Genomic DNA, 19,653 nt, shown 5'->3' on the forward strand with positions numbered 1-19,653 from the left:
ACAATAGTGAAGTAGCTTTTTAAGAAACTTGTTCAAATTGGCTATTATATAAATCTGCATAGAAACCATTTTTCTGCATTAATTCCTCATGATTTCCACTTTCTATTATATCGCCTTCATTCATTACAAGTATTAAATCAGCATTTTTTATAGTAGATAATCTATGTGCAATTACAAATGATGTTCTGCCAACCATTAATTTGTCCATGGCTTTTTGTATTAATATTTCTGTTCTCGTATCTACCGAACTTGTAGCTTCATCTAATATTAACATTGGAGCATTTTCAATCATTGCTCTAGCAATAGTGATTAACTGTTTTTGCCCTTGAGATAGAGACGTTTTATTATCTAATACAGTATCATATCCTTTAGGTAATGTCCTAATATAATGATCTATACCAACTGCTTTACAAGCTTCTACTACCATATCATCTGAAACATTTTTCTTACTATAAATTATATTCTCTTTTACTGTCCCTTCAAATATCCAAGTATCCTGTAATACCATACAAAATAATTCATGAACATTTCTTCTGGTTATTCTACTTATATCAACCCCATCTATCTTAATATCACCACTGTTCAATTCATAAAATCTCATCAATAAATTTACTAGTGTAGTCTTTCCTGCACCTGTTGGGCCAACTATAGCAATTTTCTGCCCTGCCTTGGCTTCTGCTGAGAAATCATTTATAACTATTTTATCATTATTATAACCAAAATGTACATTTTCAAAATTCACATTTCCTTTTACTGTCTTTGGTTCAATCTTTTCTACTTTATCTTTTTCTTCATCCATTTCTTCTTCATCTAAAAATTCAAATACTCTCTCTGCTGCAGCTGCTGTCGATTGTAGACTTGTAGCTGCTTGTGCAATAGTAGTTAAAGGATTTGTAAATTGTCTAATATAAACCATAAATGCAACTATAACGCCAAAATCCATATTGCCTTTTGATACCATTACTGCTCCGACTACAGATACCGCAACATATCCAAAATTTCCTACAAATCCCATTATAGGATTCATTATTCCTGATATAAATTGAGACTTCCATGCTGAGTTATATAAATCATTGTTTATATTATCAAATTCTTCTTTAACCTCTCCCTCTGCATTATATACTTTTATAATTGTATGGGCTCCATACATTTCCTCAACATATCCATTCATCTCTCCTAGTGAATTTTGTTGTTGCATAAAATATTTTTGAGACTTTGTCATAATAACTACCATCATAGCAAACCCTATTATAGTAGCTCCTATTGCAGTAAAGGTAAGAATCACATTGGTACTAAACATCATATACAAAGATCCAAAAAACATGACTACAGCTCCTGCTAAAGATCCTATACTCTGGCTTAAAGACTGACTTATCAAATCAACATCATTTGTAACCCTACTCATTACATCTCCCAAAGTATTTGAATCGAAGTATCTTAATGGCAATTTATTTATTTTTTTTGAAATATCTCCTCTCAACTTTTTAGAAATACCTTGAATTACAGTTACCATAAAAAACTCTTGAATATATAATAATCCAGCACCTATTACATATAATACTATAAGAGTGAAACATATTTTTTCTATAGCTTTAATATCTACAGTTCCCCTAATACCTTCTAGTATAAGGTTAGTAATTTCTCTTAGTTTTTGAGGCCCTTTTAAAAGTAATATAGTCCCAACAAACGAAAAAATTATTGCTAAAATAGTTTTCACAAAATATTTCTTAAAATATCCTATTAACTGACTCCACGCCTTCTTAAAATCTTTAGGTTTTTGTGCTGTTCCACCCTTTTTACTATTCGGAATATTCCCAGGAGATTTATGACTTATTTCTTTTTTTCTTCTTAAATCTTTTTTATTTTTCATTAAGCTCCTCCTGTGATAATTGTGATTGTGCAATTTCTTGATAAACCTTACAATTTTTTATTAATTCTTCATGTTTACCATAACCAACAACTTTCCCCTCTTCCATTACCAATATTTTGTCTGCATTTTTTATTGAACTTACTCTTTGGGATACTATAATATTTGTAGCATGTCCTGTTTCTCTACTTAAAGCTTCTCTTAATCTCTTGTCTGTCTTCAAATCAAGGGCTGAAAAAGAATCATCAAATATATAAATTTCTGGATCTCTTGCTATTGCCCTAGCAATTGATATTCTCTGTTTTTGTCCGCCTGAATAATTACTTCCACCTTGTGCTACATATGCATTTTCTCCATCTTCTAATTTATCTACAAACTCTGAAGCTTGAGCAATGCTTAGTGCTTTCTTAACTGATTCTTCTATTATTTCTCCCTTTCCATTATCTCCATACACTATATTACTTCTTATTGTTCCTGAAATTAGTATTGCTTTTTGTGGAACATAGCCAATGTAATCATTTAATGAATTTAGATTATAATCTTTTACATTAATTCCGTTTACTAAAACTTCACCTTCTGTTACATCATAAAATCTAGGTATCAAATCTACAATTGTACTTTTCCCACTTCCTGTAGACCCTATTAAAGCTAAAGTTTCACCTGGCCTTACTTTAAAGTTGATATCTTCTAATACATTTTCTTCTGCATCTGGATATTTAAATGAAACATTCTTAAACTCAACTTCTCCTACATTGTTTTCAGCTTTCTCAATTTTACCATCTGTAATATTTGGAACGGTATTCAACACTTCATTAATTCTATTTGCAGAAACTTGAGCTCTTGGCATCATTATAAATATTATTGTCAACATCATAAACGACATTACTACCTGCATAGCATAAGAAGAAAAAACTACCATGTTACTAAATATAACTCCCTTTTCCATCATAGCTCCAGCATTTAATATTAAATAAGCACCTATCCAATATATTGCTAAACTAATACCATTTATAAGTATTCGCATCATAGGGTTTATCATTCCCATTAACCTACCTGTAAACATATTATTTTTAGTCAAATTATCATTTGCAATATAAAATTTATTCTCTTGGTACTCTTCCGCGTTATACGCTCTAACAACCCTAATCCCTGTCAAGTTTTCTCTAGTTACTCTATTTAAATCATCCGTTAATTTTTGTACCTTTTTAAACCTTGGTATTGCAAAAACAGCTATGATAGCTATCATGACTAGCATTATTACTACAGCAATTAAAGTAGTAGTTGACCATTGCCAATTTTTATTATAAATTTTCAAAATCGCCCATACAGCCATTATTGGAGCTTTTATCATTAGCTGTGCTCCCATAGCCATAACCATTTGTATTTGAGTTATGTCATTTGTAGATCTTGTAATTAAACTATCTGTCGAAAATTGTTTAATTTCTTCTTTTGAAAATTCTTGTACTCTGTGAAATACTGTTCCCCTTAATCTCATTCCAAATGTAGCTGCTATTTTAGCTGCAAAGTAGCCACAAACAATGGCAGAAGCTAAACTACCTAATGCACATACCACCATTTTTATGCCAATAGCAATTATCTCACTAACCTCTCCCTGTTTGTTAAGTATAGTAGTTATTTTTGACATATAATCCGGTATTCTTAAATCTAAAAATACCTGTATCGATATAAAAACTACATTTATTAGAAAGAAAGCCCATTCTTTAGGCTTTAAAAATCTTAATAACTTTACCATTTATTTTATCCCCTCTTGAATATCTTCCTTTAAATTTTCAACTATTTTATCCACTACATTAAAAAATATTTCTAAATCTTTTTCATCTATATCTTTTAATAAAATATCTTCTATTTCTTTCTTACTTTTTAGAACATTTTCGTTTAGAGTCTTTGCCTTATCTCCTATCATAATTTTCTTCAATCTTGCATCTTCTTTAACAGGCTCTCTACTTATTAATTCGTCCTCCTCCATAGAAGATAAAATTTTTGATAATCTTGATTTCTTTATAGAGAATTCCTCTTCTATATCTTTTTGAAAAATTTCTTTCCCTTTATTTTCAAATATATATTTTAAAATAATTCCTTTTATTATAGGCATATTATTGGTATGTTTTCTTTTAAACTTTTCAAATCTCATATCTAATAATATATTAAGATTTTTTAATTCTATAATTATCTCTCTTTTCAAGTTATCACTTCTTTTCTGAATTTAGTTAGTGTGCTAATAGTTTGCATGGAAACTATTATAGTTTTTTTTAAAGTTTTTGTCAATAAAAAAATAGCATCTTAATGATGCTATTTATAAATTATCTACTATTCGGTAAATAAAGATGTTGAATAGTATCTATCTCCACTATCTGGAAATATAACAACTATATTTTTATTTTCAAATTCTTCTCTTTTAGACAATTCAATTGCTGCATAAAGAGCAGCTCCTGAAGAAATTCCTACAAGTATTCCTTCTTCTTTTGCCAGTAATTTGCCATATTCAAATGCCTTTTCGTTTTCTACTGTTATTACTTCATCATAAATATTTGTATTTAAAATCTTTGGAACAAAACCTGCACCTATACCTTGAATTTTATGAGACCCCGCCTCACCTTTAGATAAAACTGGAGATGTCGATGGCTCTACTGCTATAATCTTAATATTACTATTCTTATTTTTAAGATATTCTCCTGCTCCAGTTATTGTTCCACCTGTACCAACTCCAGCTACAAAAACATCCACTTTTCCATCTAAATCTTCCCAAATTTCTGGACCTGTTGTTGATTTATGAGCCAATACATTTGCCATATTGTCAAATTGCAAAGGAATATAAGAGTCTTCCATTTCTTCTCCTAATTCTTCTGCCTTAGCTATTGCTCCTTTCATACCTTTGTCACCTGGAGTTAATAATAATTCAGCCCCTAATGCTTTTAGAATATTTCTTCTTTCTACCGACATAGTTTCTGGCATAGTTAGTATAATCTTATAACCTTTAACAGTTGCTATTGCTGCAAGACCTATTCCCGTATTTCCTGAAGTAGGTTCAATTATAGTATATCCTTCTTTTAATTCTCCACTTTTTTCTGCCTCTTCTATCATAAACTTAGCCGCTCTATCTTTAACGCTTCCCTCTGGGTTCAAATATTCCAACTTTGCTAATATATTTGCTTTTAACCCTAAAGATTTCTTTATATTATTCAATTCTAAAATTGGTGTATTTCCTATAATATCTAAAATGTCTTTATATATTTTAGCCATATCATTCTCCTTTTCTATGTTTTGGTTACATACATTATATTACCCAAGTTAATAAAAATAAATATTTTTTTATAGTATAATTGGTTATATATTTATACTATGGAGGATTAATGAATAATTTAATAGAAAAATTATATGAAAAAAGAAATTTAAATGATAATGAATTTTTTGAAATTCTTAAATCTACAACTTATGATAATAACCTTAGATTATTAGCAAATAAAAAAAGATTAGAAATTTATGATAATTTTGTATATATAAGAGGACTAATTGAAATATCTAACTACTGTAAAAACAATTGTTTCTACTGTGGTATAAGATCTTCTAACAAAAATGTTGATAGGTATCACCTAAATAAAACTGATATATTAAAATGTTGTCATGAAGGTTATAAACTTGGATTTAGAACTTTTGTACTTCAAGGTGGAGAAGACGTTTTTTATACCGATGAAATATTAATAGATATTATATCAGAAATTAGAAATAATTTTATGGACTGTGCAATTACTCTTTCTTTGGGTGAGAGAACTTATGAAAGTTACAAAAAATTATATCAAGCAGGTGCAAATAGATATTTATTGAGACATGAAACTGCAAACTCTTTACATTATAATCAGCTTCACCCAAAAAACATGAAACTGTCTAACAGACAAGAAGCCCTTTTTAATTTAAAGAAAATAGGTTTTCAAGTAGGTTCTGGAATGATGGTTGGTTCACCATATCAAAGATTAGAATATATTGTTGAAGATTTAAGGTTTTTACAAAAACTTCAGCCTGATATGATTGGAATAGGTCCTTATTTAACTCATAAAGATACACCTTTTAAAAACTTTGAAAATGGAGATATGAATTTAACTTTAAAATTAATATCTATATTAAGATTAATGTTTCCTTATTCTCTAATACCTTCTACTACTGCACTTGGCACCATTCATCCAAAAGGTAGAGAATTAGGATTACAAGCCGGTGGCAATGTTGTGATGCCGAATTTATCTCCTTCCAATGTTAGAAGCAAATATGAACTGTACAATAACAAAGTTTATTCTGGTTCAGAGGCTGCTGAAAGTATTGCTAAACTAAAAAAAGTTGTTCACGATGCTGGTTATGAAATTATCGTAGCTAGAGGTGATGTAAAAAAAAGCAGGTAGTACTAACTACTTGCTTTTATTCTATAACTATTAGAGTAAATATGATATCTTTCATTTCTTGCAAATCCACATAAGGTTATACCCATATCTTTTGCTATTTCTATTCCTAAGTTTGTAGGCGCTGATCGAGATATTATTATAGGAATCTCCATTTTACAAATTTTAAGAACTATTTCCGAAGATAATCTCCCCGTAAATACTATTATTTTATTTTCCATTGATATATTATTTAAAAAGCAATATCCTGCTATTTTATCTAAAGTATTATGTCTTCCTATATCTTCCATAAAACAAATTACTTTTCCATCTTCAATTAAAGCTGCACAGTGAACTCCTCCTGTTTTTTCAAAAAGTTCTGCTTTTTGCTCTAATAATCCTATTTGTTTTGTTATCTGAGAATCTAAAACACTTATATTAGATTCATTTTTTTTACATAATATTGCATCATTAGCATAATAAAATGATGTTCTAGCTCTACCACAACAACTATTAAAGCTCTTCATAAAATATCGAGTTTCTAATTCTTTATTGAATCCTTCTATATCTATTAAAATTTTATTTTCATTTTCTAATACATAAATATCTTTTAATCTATTCTTATCTCTTAAAATTCCTTCCGACCATAAAAATCCTACTGCCATTTCTTCCAAGTTAAATGGTGAACATACAATACTTGTAAACTCTTCATCGTTCAAAAATATAGCATAGGCTTTTTCTTCTACAACTAATTCTTCACTATCAAGAATTTCTCCATTTTTATATGTTTTTACATCATAATTCAAATAATTTTTATTCATTAATACCTCTTTTAAAAATCTACTTCTTTAACAATTTTCAAAAACTCTTTAACTGCTTTGTTCAAAAACTTATTTCTTTTATAATAGAAAGAAATATCTCTATCTGATTCATAATTATTTAGTTTATACAAGTTAATATTAGGATTTGGTCCAACATTTTTTATTAAAAAATCACTTATAAAAGAAATTCCTATACCATATGAAGTTAAATTATACGAAGTAATTTGTTGCTCTATTTCAAGTATAACTTTAGGCTTTATATTTTCATATATAAGTTTTTTATTTGCTCTTTTCCTCGTGTCATTTCCTTCTTTTAAAAGTATAAATGGATCATTTTCAAAAATCTTAAGTGGTATTGAATCCACTTCATGTTCTAAAAATCTACCAGATTTAACATCTTCATATTTTAATGCAAATTCTTCAACTGCTTTATTTGATTTCATTCTTTTAGGCACTGCTAATAATATATTATCCTTTTGCTGGAATTGCTTACAATATTCTGTTTCATCATATTTATAGTTATCAATTGCAATATCTATAGTTCCATCATCTAAATATTTCATTAAGTTTGATGATTTAGCTTCAATTATATCTATATTTATTTTCGGATATCTCTTTATAAACTCTGAAACTATTGGTGGTAACATATAAGAAGTATATTGATGAGTTCCACCTATCCCAACTTTGCCTGCCTTTAGATCCTCTACATCATTTATGTATTCGCTAAAATTACTCTCAAGTTGTAGTATTCCTTCAATTGTTTTTATATATTTCATTCCAATTTCTGTAATACCTATAGGTTTTGTCGATCTATCAAAGATATCATAACCTATTTCTTTTTCTATTCTTTTTATTGTACCACTTAAAGAAGGTTGTGAAATATACAAATTATTTGCCGCCTTAGAAAAACTTCTTTCTTTATATACTTCATATACATATTCTATTCCTGTAAACATTATAACTCCTAACCTATACTTATATGATATTATTTGTATTTGATTATATAGTATTCCAATAATAAAATATAATCAAGAAAAAGATAGATTAATTATTTAATTTAGGAGGATTATCATGAATAAATATAGATTAGAATCTGACTCTGTAGGAGAACTTGAAGTACCTAAAGATGCATATTATGGTGTTCAAGCCTTAAGAGCAAAAAACAATTTTAATATTACTGGCAGAATAATTCACAAAAATTTAATTATAGCTCTTGCTGAAATAAAAAAAGCTTCCGCTTTGACAAATACTCAAACCGGTGAACTTGATACAGCAATAGGTAATGCTATTGTTAAGGCTTGTGACGAAATTATTAACGGAAAATACCATGACCAATTTATCGTAGATCCTATTCAAGGTGGTGCAGGAACTTCAGCCAATATGAATGCAAATGAAGTAATTGCCAATATAGCTTTAGAAATACTTGGAACTGAAAAAGGAAACTACTCTTTAGTACATCCTAATGATCATGTAAATATGAGTCAATCTACAAATGATGTATTTCCAACAGCTGGAAAAATATCTACTATTAGATTGTTACAAGGACTTAAAGTAGAGGTTAAAAGACTATATTCTGAGTTAGTAAAAAAATCTGTTGAGTTTAATGATGTTATTAAAATGGGAAGAACTCAACTTGAAGATGCTGTTCCTATTACTTTAGGTCAAGAATTTAAAGCATACAGTGAAGCTATAAAAAGAGATATTAAAAGAATCGACTTAGCGATAGAAGAATTAGAGCATGTTAATATGGGTGCTACCGCTATAGGTACAGGTATAAATGCTAGTCCAGAATATATAGCAATGATAGTTCCAAATCTAGATAAAATAACTAATTTAAATTTAAAACAATCATTAAATTTAATAGACGGAACTCAAAATTTAGATGGGTTTACAATAGTATCTGGATATTTAAAAGCATTAGCTGTAAGTTTATCTAAAATTGCAAATGACTTAAGATTAATGAACTCTGGACCTAGAGCAGGACTATCTGAAATAAATTTACCTGCTAAACAAAATGGTTCTTCAATAATGCCTGGTAAGATAAATCCTGTTATTCCTGAAGTTATAAATCAAATAGCCTTTAACGTTATAGGTAATGATACTACTATTACTATGGCCTGTGAAGGTGGACAATTAGAATTAAATGCATTTGAGCCTATAATATTTTATAATCTATTTGAATCTATTGAAACTTTAACTAATGGAATAAAAACATTTACAGATAATGCAATAATCGATTTAGAAGCTAACAAAGAAAATTGTAAGAGACATGTAGATAATTCAATAGGATTAATAACTGCAATAAATCCTTATATTGGATATCAAAAATCTGCTATGATAGCTAAAAAAGCTTTGAAATCTGGTAAAACCATTAAGGATATTGTAGCTGAATTTAACATAATGTCAGAGGATAAATTAAATACTATTTTAAATCCTTATGATATGATTAAACCTAAGGAAAAGTAATAAATATAAATTTTACCAATAAAGAAAAAGATCTTACTTAACTAGTAAGATCTTTTTCTTTATTGGTTTATTATTTTTTCTTTACAGGACTTCCTAGCGCTTCATCATAATCTTCCTGTAGTATTTTTTCATTATAGAAAGTTGAGTTTTTCTTAAGCTCTTCATCTATATAATCAAACCCATATTTTTCTAATAATGTTTTTTCTCCAGAATATAAGTTAACTCCTAAACCTAATTTATTACCTTCTATTTCTGCTCCAATACTAGCTAATATTGTTGGAGCCATATCAAATGTTGAAAAATTTCTATTTTTATTATTTTTAGCTTCTATTCTTGGATTTATTATAGTATTGTAAACTGTTCTTTCATAGTTCTCTACCATGTTATTTGTATAGAAATTATCTTGCATTCCTAAGTGATCACCTATTACAACTATAGTAGTATCTTCATAAAAGTCTTGTTGTTTTGCCCATTCTATAAAATCACCTATTTGACTAGATGAATGTGAATACACATTCTCATATTGTGTATCATATTTTAAAGGTGCTCCTTCTTCCAAGTAACCATCTCTATAGTGTGTATTTACTGTTTCTATTACTAAATTAAATGGTTTATCTTCTTGAGCCAATTTTAAAGCTTCTTCTTTAGACCACTGGAATAAATGTGAATCATCATATCCCCACCAAACTTTATCTTCCCTGTTATAACGTCCAGTATTACAAGCGTAATTAAAATCAAAAATCTTATAATTTCCATGTCTTTGATATAATTGTTTTTTTCCACCAAACTCAGCTTCTGACCCCATAATAACTTCCATATTATATCCTTCTTTTTGAAGAATATCTCCTAATCCATAAGCTCCTTCTAAGAATTTTTCTGACTTATAGTCATTATTAGCAAATCCTTTTATTGGAAGTCCTGTTTGAGAAGCTGTCATTCCTGCTACTGTCCAAGATGTACCATCCAATTGTTTAAATCCACCAACTTTATCTGTATCTGAAAAGTTAGTGTTATTTTTAGCATATTCTTCAAGTTCAGGCATTATAGTATAATTCCAACCACCGCCTGCTTCCTTACTTAAAACAGCATTTTCCATAGACTCTGAATATATAATAATTAAATTTTGCTTTTTATCTGGAAACTTAATATCTACTTTACTAGCATCTACATAGTTTTCCTCTATCATCTTAGATTCTACAAAAACAGCCTTTACATATTCATCGCCATTTAACATAACAAATGATACTGAAAAAGAAAATACCATTAACACCATAGCATAACCTATTTTTATTCTGTGTAATTTCTTTTCAGAAACTTTTTTCTTTTTCTTTAGTATGTGTATAGGTAATAATAATAATAGTGTCAAAATTATAAATGGAATTATACAAGTCTTAATACCTTCTATAACAACAGTTGGTTCAGCTGTTTCAACACCTTTATTTAAGTGATACATTATCTCTTTTAGCCCTTGTCTTTTATAGTTCATAGAAATATAAATTGTTGCCATTATTATTAAAGACGACAAGCCAAATAAAATCCCCGTTAATATATTACTAATTTTTTTCATAACCTCTCCTTAAACGTATTTAAAATTTTTATTTTTATTTTTTGATATATTTTTTATAATACATATATCCTAACAGTAAATATACAGATACTAACAGAATATATATTATTATTTTAAAATTGGAAATAACTTCTATGTTAACAAATAGTGAACTTAGTGTTTTTATCACAACAAATATCAATGCTAAATAAAAAATCACATTTACTAGTATACTATTTTTTTTCATTAATTCCCATCCTAATTATATTTGTATAGTTGTAATAATCTTCGTTGCTAAAAACATTAAAAATTACTTTTTTTATATACTTTGACCTATTTAAAAAATCATTTACTGTTCCTATAGCTATTCTCGCTGCTAAATCTTTAGGAAATTTAAATTCACCTGTAGATATCGAGCAAAATACTATAGATTCCAACATATTTTTTTCTGCTATCTTTAATGATTCATAGTAACATGAACTAAGTAGTTTCTTGTCTTTATCTTCTACTTTCGCATCTACTATAGGCCCTACTGTATGTATTACATACTTACTAGGTAAATTATATCCTTTTGTAATTTTCGCCTTGCCAGTAGGTTCATCAAATCCTTGGCTTAACATTATATCATAACACTCATTTCTAAGTTGAACACCTGCAAATGTATGTATTGCATTATCTATGCAGTAATGTAAAGGTAGTCTACAACCAAGTAGTTTTTTGTTAGCTGCATTTACTATAGCATCAGCTTTAATACTTGTAATATCACCTTTCCATAAATACATTTTATTTGCATTTTCAATATCCAAAGATGCTATTTTTTCTAAGGATGTTAAACTATCAATATCTACTATTCCTTTTTCAAGAATTTTATTTTTAAGATATTTATCTTGAATGGACAAAAATTTTTTTGATATCTTTTGAGGTTCTCTCACATTCATTAAAGCTCTCAGTAATTTTTCACGTTCTTCTTCACTTTTAGGAATAGAATTAACACTCAAACTACTTCCTTCATCAATTAAAGTCTTAATCATAAATATTATATCTTCCATTCTATCACCTATATACTATATTACACCATAATAGATGTGATTTTGTGTCAAAAATATTACATTTTTATTACAATAATTTAACATTAGTAGATTTATTTTGAATATTCTAAAATTCATATTAAATTATATAATACTTTTCTTAAATTTTTATTAAATTTTATTATAAACAAAAAAAACACCATAATACTAATTATGATGTTTAACTAAATATTCAATTGCATCAATATATCCTTTAAATCCTCTACCCTTTATTGTTTGAATACAAGCTTTTCCAATATATGATATCTTCCTAAATTCTTCTCTTGTATCAGGATTAGATATATGGACTTCTACTGTTGGAATACCTACCGCTTTTACTACATCTAAAAGAGCTACTGAAGTATGTGTATAAGCTGCTGGATTTATTACTATGCCATCAACTTTATTATATGAACATTGAATTTTGTCTACTAAATCACCTTCATGATTAGATTGGTAAATTTCAACTTCTATTTCCATACTCTTTGCTTTTCCTTTTATTAGTTCAATTAAATCATTATATGTTTCTTTACCATAAATTTCAGGCTCTCTTATTCCCAACATGTTAATATTAGGTCCATTAATTACAAGAATTCTCATCAAATGCCTCCAATATATCATCTACTGTTTTGGGAAGATATATGTTTTTTATCTTAATATCACTAAATTCTTCATATTTTTTCTTACGCTCTTCTTTTATTTGTTTTAGTTTATTTAGTCCCCCTTGAGATAATGGTCTTCCTTTTGTTGAAAGTTTTCTTAAATCTCTATCTATTAACACTATATATCCATTTTGCTTAAGAGAATAATAGTTTTCCTTATCTAGTACAACTCCTCCTCCTGTAGATATAACTACTCCTGTTTCTTTTGAAAAATTTTCAGTTAATTCTTTCTCTATTCTTCTAAAACCAGTTTCTCCATTTATTTGAAAAATTTCTGGTATAGTCATCTTTGTTTCTCTCTCTATTTCCTTATCTATGTCTATAAACTTTCTATTTAATTTTATAGATATTTTTTCTCCAATACTACTTTTCCCAGAACCTGGCATTCCTATTAAAATTATATTTTGAGTATTTTTATAAATTTTTTTGTAAACTTCGTCCAATTTATCTTCATTAATTTCTTTATTTAAAAATATTTCTACAGCTTTTTTTGCTTGACCAACTAGCATTGGTAAACCATTAATAGTATTTATTCCTAATTCCTCTCCTTGAAGAATAAAAGCTGTTCTTGAGGGATTATAAACTACATCTGCTATAGCTTCTAGTTTTTTAAATTCTTTTAAATCTACTAAAGAAATAGCTTTTCCTGGATACATTCCCACTGGTGTACAATTTATAATTACCTCAACAAAATCATATTTACAAAGTTCATCAAATTTAATATTTCCTTTTCTAGAAATATTTAATATTTCACTTGCTCCTAAATCTTCAAGTACAACTTTTACTGTTTGAGATGTTGCTCCATCTCCTAATATTGCAACTCTTTTACCAAAAACATCAATATTTCCTTTTTTCAACATATATTTAACACCATAATAATCAGTATTATCTGCATAAAGTTTTCCATTCTCAAACTTTATTACATTTATAGCGTCTATTCTTTTTGCAATATCAGAAATATGATGACAATATTTCATTACAGTCTTCTTATATGGAATTGTTATATTAATAGCTTTCAAGTTTCTATCTTTTAAGAATTCTTCAATTTCTGACTCTTCTTTTTCAAAAAGTTCATATTTATAGTCTGCAAATTGTTTATGTATTTCAGGAGAAAAGCTATAAGATAAATGTGCTCCTAAAAGTCCATATCCTATTGGTTCTTTCATTATATATAACCTTCCTCCATCATTAAATCTAATACTACTGTTGCTGCAATCGCCTCTATTACAGGAACAGCTCTAATAGCTATGCAAGGGTCATGTCTTCCTTTTATAACTAGTTTTTCTCTTTCATTTGTATTTAAATTTATAGAATTTTGCTCTTTAGAGATTGACGGAGTAGGTTTCATTGCAACTTTAAACAATACTGGCATTCCATTTGAAATTCCACCTATAATACCACCATTGTTATTTGTTTTTGTAACAATTTTTCCTTCAATTAAATCAAAACCATCATTGTGCTCTGATCCTTTTAATTTTGTTCCTTCAAATCCACTTCCAAATTCTACACCTTTTACTCCAGGTATCCCAAATAATACTTTTGCTAATTTATTTTCAATTCCGTCAAACATAGGATTTCCAAGACCTATTGGAAGTCCTAACACTCCTGTTTGAATTATTCCACCTATAGAATCTTCCTCCATCCTAATATCATCTAATAATTTTTGCATTTTTTTAGATACTTCATTATTTATTACTGGAAATTCTGATGTTGAAGCAAGTTCAAGTTCTTTCTTTGACAAATTAACTGTATTATAAGAATCATCTTCTAAATCACCTATTGAAAATAAATGTGAACCTATATGAATATTTTTTCTTTCTAAAATTTGCTTAGCTATACCTCCAACCATACATATTGGAGCTGTAAGTCTTCCTGAAAAGTGTCCTCCACCTCTCATATCTGCAAATCCTTTGTATTTAACATATGCTGTAAAATCTGCATGAGATGGTCTTGGCACTAATTCTAAATTTTTATAGTCTTTTGAACGATGATCCCTATTAAAAATTACTCCTGTTAATGGACTTCCAGTTAAAATTCCATCTACTATTCCAGACATAAATTCAACTTTATCTTTTTCATTTCTTTTTGTCCCAAACTTATTCTTTGCAGGCGCTCTTCTATCCATAAACTTCTCTAATTTTTCTGTATCTACTTTTTCTCCTGCTGGAAAACCATCCACAACACATCCTATTGCACTTCCATGAGATTCTCCAAATATAGATACTTTTATTTTATTTCCAAAATTAGATGACATTTACTTGTCCTCCTAAAATTTCAAAGTCTTCATAAAACTTTGGATAAGATTTATTTACAGCCTCTGCATCTTTTATTAACACTTTATTCTTAGAAATTATTGAAGCAATGGTAGATGCCATTGCAAGTCTATGATCGTTAAAGGATTCTGTAATTCCACCATTTAAATCACCTACTCCAATAACTGTTAAACTCTCTTCTTCTTCTATTGCTTTCCCACCTAAATTTTCAAGCATCGTTCTAGAAGTAACAAGCCTATCACTTTCTTTCAACCTTAATCTTCTTGCATTTATAAAGTTAGTTTCTCCTTTTGCACAAGATGCTACAACTGAAAGTATCGGTAAAGAGTCTGGAACTTCTGAAATATCTAAAGTAATTCCTTTTAACTTTCCTGGACTTACTTTTACATAACTATCTCCAACTTCAACATTTGCACCAAAGTTTTTAAGTATATTTACTATTTCTTTATCTCCCTGACTAGAATTCATATTAAGTTTTCTCACCTTAATTTCTTTTCCTATAGCTCCTGCCGCTAAAAAAAATGCTGCATTAGACCAGTCTCCTTCTATTGTTATATTTTCACTAGAAGTGTACTTTTGACCCTTTTTAACTAAAAATCCATTTCCTAACCTATTAACTTCTACTCCAAATTGTTTCATTGCATCAATTGTCATCTCAACATAATTCTTAGATTCCAATTTTGTAGTTAATTTTATTTCCACATCTTCATCCAATAAAGGCGCTGCTAATAAAAGACCTGATATATACTGTGAACTAACATCACCAGGAAGTTCAAACACTCCTCCTGAAAAGCTATTTTTTACAATAAATGGTAATTTTTCTTTTGTAAACTCTGTTCCATGTTTTTCCATAGCTTCCATTAATTCTGTCATCGGTCTTTCTGGAAGTCTTCCCTCTCCGGTAAAAGAAACTTCTTTATATAAAGCAGCTGATACTGGAACCATAAATCTAAAAGTAGAACCACTTTCCATACAGTTTAAATTCGGCACTTTTTTTAATTTTTTTACTGGATTAACTGTGATATTTATTCCATTTCTTTCTATTTTAGCTCCCAACTCTTCTAGACAAGATATGGTGGTATCTATGTCTATGGAAGATTTCTCTAAAATAATTTTAGTAGGTTTATCTGCAAGTGCTGCACAAATTAATATTCTATGTCCGTGGGATTTAGAAGAAATCGCGTCTATCTCACCTGTTAAACTTTTTGGTTCTATTGAAATATCCATTTTATTCTCCTTTTCCCAGCTCTATAAATTCTCTTACTTCATCTACATTTACATTATATAATTCACATTCTCCTATTTTTTTAGGAATTATTAAATTTATTTTACTGCCTAAAACTTTTTTGTCTCTTGTTGTTTTTTCAAATAATTCATCAATAGAATAACTTGAATCTATTGGTAAATTGTTTTTAATTAATGCTTTTTCTATCTTATTGACAATTTTTTCATCATTTATTTTCTTTAATTCTGTTGCTCTAGCAATAATAGCCATTCCTGCTGCTATCGCGTGTCCATGAGTTATTTTATAATCACTACACTTTTCTATTGCATGCCCTATTGTATGTCCTAAATTAAGTAATTGTCTCTTGCCTGTGTCAAACTCATCACCAATTACAACATCTCTTTTATGCTCTACACATTTTTTTACTATATCTATAATATCTTCACTTTTTGAGTCTACTTTCCCATTTAGAAATCTATAAAATAATTCTTCGTCAAATAATACTCCATATTTTATTGCTTCTGCTACTCCATCATCAAAAATATTATCTTCTAATGTTTTGAATGTTTCAACATCGCATAGGACTTCTATTGGTTGTTTAAAAGCTCCTGCTAAATTTTTTCCAGCTTCTAAATCTATGGCTGTTTTCCCTCCTACTGATGAGTCAATTGCCGCTAAAAATGTTGTTGGGATTTGTAAATAATCTATTCCTCTTAGGTATATTGCTGCTGCAAATCCCGCTATATCCCCTACTACTCCTCCTCCTAAAGCTACTATCAAATCATTTCTATTTATTGTATTTTCTGCTAGAAATTCTAAAATATGACTTAAAGTATTTATATTTTTAGATTTTTCTCCATTTTTAAATACAAATTTATAATTTTTAATATTATTTTTTGTTAAAGATTCAGATACTTTCTTACCATATAAACTATCTACTCTGTCATCTGTTATTATTACTACAGAACATTTATTTTTTAACTCTGTAATTCTTTTTGGTATTATATCTAAAATATTTCTTCCTATAATTACATCATAATCGACAGATGTTTTTATAGGAACTTTAACAATATTAATCACCGTTCATTTCTCCTATTTCTTTCACTGTATTTCTAACTAAAGAAATTTCTTTCATTAATTTATCAAATTTACTTGGTTTTAATGATTGTGAACCATCACATAATGCTTTTTCTGGATCATTGTGTACTTCTATTAAAAGTCCATCTGCCCCTATTGCTGTAGCTGCAATTGAAAGAGGTTCTACCATCTCCCACATTCCTGCTGCATGAGATGGATCTATTATTACAGGCAAATGAGTTTTTTCTCTTAAATAAGGAACAGCTGTTATATCTAATACATTTCTTATTCCTGGTTCAAATGTTCTTATTCCTCTCTCACAAAGAATTACATTTTTATTTCCACCAGCCATTATATATTCTGCACTCATTATCCATTCTTCATATGTTGCTGAAAGGCCTCTTTTTAAAAGAATTGGTTTGTCTATTCTCCCAAGTTTTTTCAACATGGCAAAATTCTGCATATTTCTTGCACCTACTTGAAGCATATCCACTTCTTCAAAGAATGGTAAATCATCTATATCCATTATTTCACTTACTATTGGAAGTCCTGTTACCTTTTTAGCTTCCAATAATATTTCTATACCTTCAGTCCCCATACCTTGAAAAGAATAAGGTGACGTTCTAGGTTTAAAAGCTCCACCTCTAAGTAAATTTGCTCCTGAAGCTTTAACTGCTTTTGCTATTTCTATAACTTGTTCCTTAGACTCTACCGAACAGGGTCCTGCCATTACTGCAAAATTTCCTCCCCCTATTTTTACGCCACCAACTTCTACAACTGATGGTGCTGGATGAAATTTTTTATTTGCTGACTTATAAGGCTCTTGAATTCTAGTTACCGTGTCTACAACTTCAAAAGCTTTTACTGAATTCATAGCTATTGATGCTGTATCTCCTACTAATCCTAAAATTGTATAAGTTTTCCCAATAGTTGGTTGTACTTCTAATCCTTGAGCCTCTAGCCATTTAATTAGCTCTTTTGCATTTTTATCTTCTATACCTCTTTTTAATTTTACTATCATTTATCTGCTCCTTTATTTATTAAATATGATTATTAATATTATTATATAATAACTGTTCTAATTTTACTTATTTCATTCATTAATTTTTCAAACTTTTCTGGTTTTAAAGATTGTGGCCCATCACATAATGCTTTTTCTGGATCATTATGCACTTCTATCATAAGTCCATCAGTACCTATAGCTACTGCCGCTTTTGAAAGAGGCTCTACCATCTCCCACATTCCTGCTGCATGAGATGGATCTATTATTACAGGTAAATGAGTTCTTTCTTTTAGATACGGAACTGCTGTTATATCTAGCACATTTCTTACTCCTGTTTCAAATGTTCTTATTCCTCTTTCACAAAGAATTACATTTTTATTTCCGCCTGCCATTATATATTCTGCACTCATCAACCATTCTTCATATGTTGCAGCAAGACCTCTTTTTAATAAAATTGGCTTATCTAATTTACCAAGTTCTTTTAATAAATCAAAATTTTGCATATTTCTTGCTCCTACTTGAAGCATATCTACATCCTCAAAAAATTCTAACTGAGTTACTGACATTATTTCACTTACTATTGGAAGTCCTGTAACCTCTTTCGCCTTCAGTAATATTTTTATTCCCTCATCTCCCATTCCTTGAAATGAATAAGGCGATGTCCTAGGCTTAAATGCTCCACCTCTAAGTAAATTTGCTCCTGAGGCTTTAACTGCTTTTGCTATTTCTATAACTTGTTCCTCCGATTCTACTGAACAAGGGCCTGCCATTACTGCAAAATTTCCTCCTCCTATTTTTACTCCACTAACATTCACTACTGTATCTTGAGGATGAAATTTTCTATTTGCTGATTTATATGGTTCTTGAATTCTAGTTACAGAATCAACTATATCGAATGCTTTTACAGTATTTATATCTATTATAGCTGTATCTCCTACAAGTCCCAATACAGAATATGTTTTCCCTTCAGATGGGTGTATCTCAAGTCCTTTATTTTTTAGCCAGCTAATCAACTCTTTCGTTTTGATATCTTTTAAATCACTTTTTAATTTTACTATCATAACATCCTCCTAAATTTTAATATGTATATAATTATTTAAAATAACTTCCTAATTTAATAAAAAAACTACGCAGAAGTTAATCTGCGTAGTTTTTAATAGATGAATTTATACTAATGTCTAATCTATAAAACTTTTACTTTGCAGCTAACCTCAAAAAGACCTTACTAAAAAAGTTAGTAAAGTAAAAGTAAAAATAAAGG

17 protein-coding genes are annotated in these 19,653 nt (G+C 28.8%); 2 read left to right on the forward strand and 15 right to left on the reverse strand.

The window, feature by feature from the left end; all coding sequences use genetic code 11:
- Positions 1-19: 19 nt before the first annotated feature.
- The 4 genes from CS899_RS05660 to cysK form a co-directional block, all read right to left on the reverse strand.
- Positions 20-1,870: an ABC transporter ATP-binding protein gene (locus CS899_RS05660; protein ID WP_100065194.1), complete on the reverse strand. Its 1,851-nt coding sequence runs from the start codon at positions 1,868-1,870 to the stop codon at positions 20-22.
- Positions 1,860-3,620, reverse strand: coding sequence for an ABC transporter ATP-binding protein (locus CS899_RS05665; RefSeq protein ID WP_100065195.1), 1,761 nt, complete (start codon positions 3,618-3,620; stop codon positions 1,860-1,862). Before CS899_RS05665 ends, CS899_RS05660 begins: the two co-directional genes overlap by 11 nt.
- On the reverse strand, positions 3,621-4,070 hold the full coding sequence (locus CS899_RS05670) for a MarR family winged helix-turn-helix transcriptional regulator (RefSeq protein WP_100065196.1): 450 nt from the start codon (positions 4,068-4,070) through the stop codon (positions 3,621-3,623).
- Between the two features lie 125 nt (positions 4,071-4,195).
- Positions 4,196-5,128, reverse strand: coding sequence for a cysteine synthase A (cysK, locus tag CS899_RS05675; RefSeq protein WP_100065197.1), 933 nt, complete (start codon positions 5,126-5,128; stop codon positions 4,196-4,198).
- 110 nt (positions 5,129-5,238) lie between these two features.
- Between cysK and hydE the strand changes: the two genes are divergently transcribed.
- Positions 5,239-6,276 (forward strand): [FeFe] hydrogenase H-cluster radical SAM maturase HydE, encoded by a 1,038-nt coding sequence (gene hydE / locus CS899_RS05680; protein ID WP_100065198.1) that lies wholly within the window; start codon positions 5,239-5,241, stop codon positions 6,274-6,276.
- Positions 6,277-6,278: 2 nt separating this feature from the next.
- Here hydE and fdhD read toward each other — a convergent pair whose 3' ends face one another.
- Together fdhD and CS899_RS05690 are read right to left on the reverse strand one after the other, a co-directional pair.
- On the reverse strand, positions 6,279-7,073 hold the full coding sequence (fdhD, locus tag CS899_RS05685) for a formate dehydrogenase accessory sulfurtransferase FdhD (protein ID WP_100065199.1): 795 nt from the start codon (positions 7,071-7,073) through the stop codon (positions 6,279-6,281).
- Positions 7,074-7,084: 11 nt separating this feature from the next.
- Complete coding sequence (locus CS899_RS05690; protein ID WP_100065200.1) at positions 7,085-8,029, reverse strand: LysR family transcriptional regulator; 945 nt, start codon at positions 8,027-8,029, stop codon at positions 7,085-7,087.
- A gap of 115 nt (positions 8,030-8,144) precedes the next feature.
- On the opposite strand from CS899_RS05690, the gene CS899_RS05695 reads away from it, so the two are divergent.
- Positions 8,145-9,539 (forward strand): aspartate ammonia-lyase, encoded by a 1,395-nt coding sequence (locus CS899_RS05695; RefSeq protein WP_100065201.1) that lies wholly within the window; start codon positions 8,145-8,147, stop codon positions 9,537-9,539.
- 70 nt (positions 9,540-9,609) lie between these two features.
- On the opposite strand, the gene CS899_RS05700 is transcribed toward CS899_RS05695, so the two are convergent.
- The 9 genes from CS899_RS05700 to aroF (CS899_RS05745) form a co-directional block, all read right to left on the reverse strand.
- The gene (locus CS899_RS05700; RefSeq protein WP_100065202.1) at positions 9,610-11,106 is read right to left on the reverse strand and encodes an LTA synthase family protein; all 1,497 of its coding nucleotides are present in this window, start codon (positions 11,104-11,106) and stop codon (positions 9,610-9,612) included.
- 212 nt (positions 11,107-11,318) lie between these two features.
- Positions 11,319-12,134 (reverse strand): protein-ADP-ribose hydrolase, encoded by an 816-nt coding sequence (locus CS899_RS05710; RefSeq protein ID WP_100065204.1) that lies wholly within the window; start codon positions 12,132-12,134, stop codon positions 11,319-11,321.
- Between the two features lie 186 nt (positions 12,135-12,320).
- Entirely contained in the window at positions 12,321-12,752 is a 432-nt protein-coding gene (gene aroQ / locus CS899_RS05715; RefSeq protein ID WP_100065205.1) for a type II 3-dehydroquinate dehydratase, read from the reverse strand.
- The gene (locus CS899_RS05720) at positions 12,733-13,980 is read right to left on the reverse strand and encodes a shikimate kinase (RefSeq protein WP_100065206.1); all 1,248 of its coding nucleotides are present in this window, start codon (positions 13,978-13,980) and stop codon (positions 12,733-12,735) included. Before CS899_RS05720 ends, aroQ begins: the two co-directional genes overlap by 20 nt.
- Positions 13,980-15,068: a chorismate synthase gene (aroC, locus tag CS899_RS05725; RefSeq protein ID WP_100065207.1), complete on the reverse strand. Its 1,089-nt coding sequence runs from the start codon at positions 15,066-15,068 to the stop codon at positions 13,980-13,982. Before aroC ends, CS899_RS05720 begins: the two co-directional genes overlap by 1 nt.
- Complete coding sequence (gene aroA / locus CS899_RS05730) at positions 15,058-16,314, reverse strand: 3-phosphoshikimate 1-carboxyvinyltransferase (protein ID WP_100065208.1); 1,257 nt, start codon at positions 16,312-16,314, stop codon at positions 15,058-15,060. The genes aroC and aroA overlap by 11 nt, the downstream gene beginning before the upstream one ends.
- A 1-nt stretch (position 16,315) precedes the next feature.
- Positions 16,316-17,392, reverse strand: a complete 1,077-nt coding sequence (aroB, locus tag CS899_RS05735) for a 3-dehydroquinate synthase (protein ID WP_100065209.1) — start codon at positions 17,390-17,392, stop codon at positions 16,316-16,318.
- Positions 17,385-18,410 carry a 3-deoxy-7-phosphoheptulonate synthase gene (gene aroF, locus CS899_RS05740; RefSeq protein WP_100065210.1) on the reverse strand — a complete coding sequence of 342 codons (1,026 nt, stop codon included), beginning with the start codon at positions 18,408-18,410 and terminating at the stop codon, positions 17,385-17,387. The genes aroB and aroF (CS899_RS05740) overlap by 8 nt, the downstream gene beginning before the upstream one ends.
- Before the next feature lie 41 nt (positions 18,411-18,451).
- Positions 18,452-19,453, reverse strand: a complete 1,002-nt coding sequence (aroF, locus tag CS899_RS05745; RefSeq protein WP_100065211.1) for a 3-deoxy-7-phosphoheptulonate synthase — start codon at positions 19,451-19,453, stop codon at positions 18,452-18,454.
- Between the last annotated feature and the right edge of the window lie 200 nt (positions 19,454-19,653).

It is taken from the genome of Miniphocaeibacter massiliensis (assembly GCF_900232905.1).
In the GTDB taxonomy this organism is placed as follows: Bacteria; Bacillota; Clostridia; order Tissierellales; family Peptoniphilaceae; genus Miniphocaeibacter; species Miniphocaeibacter massiliensis.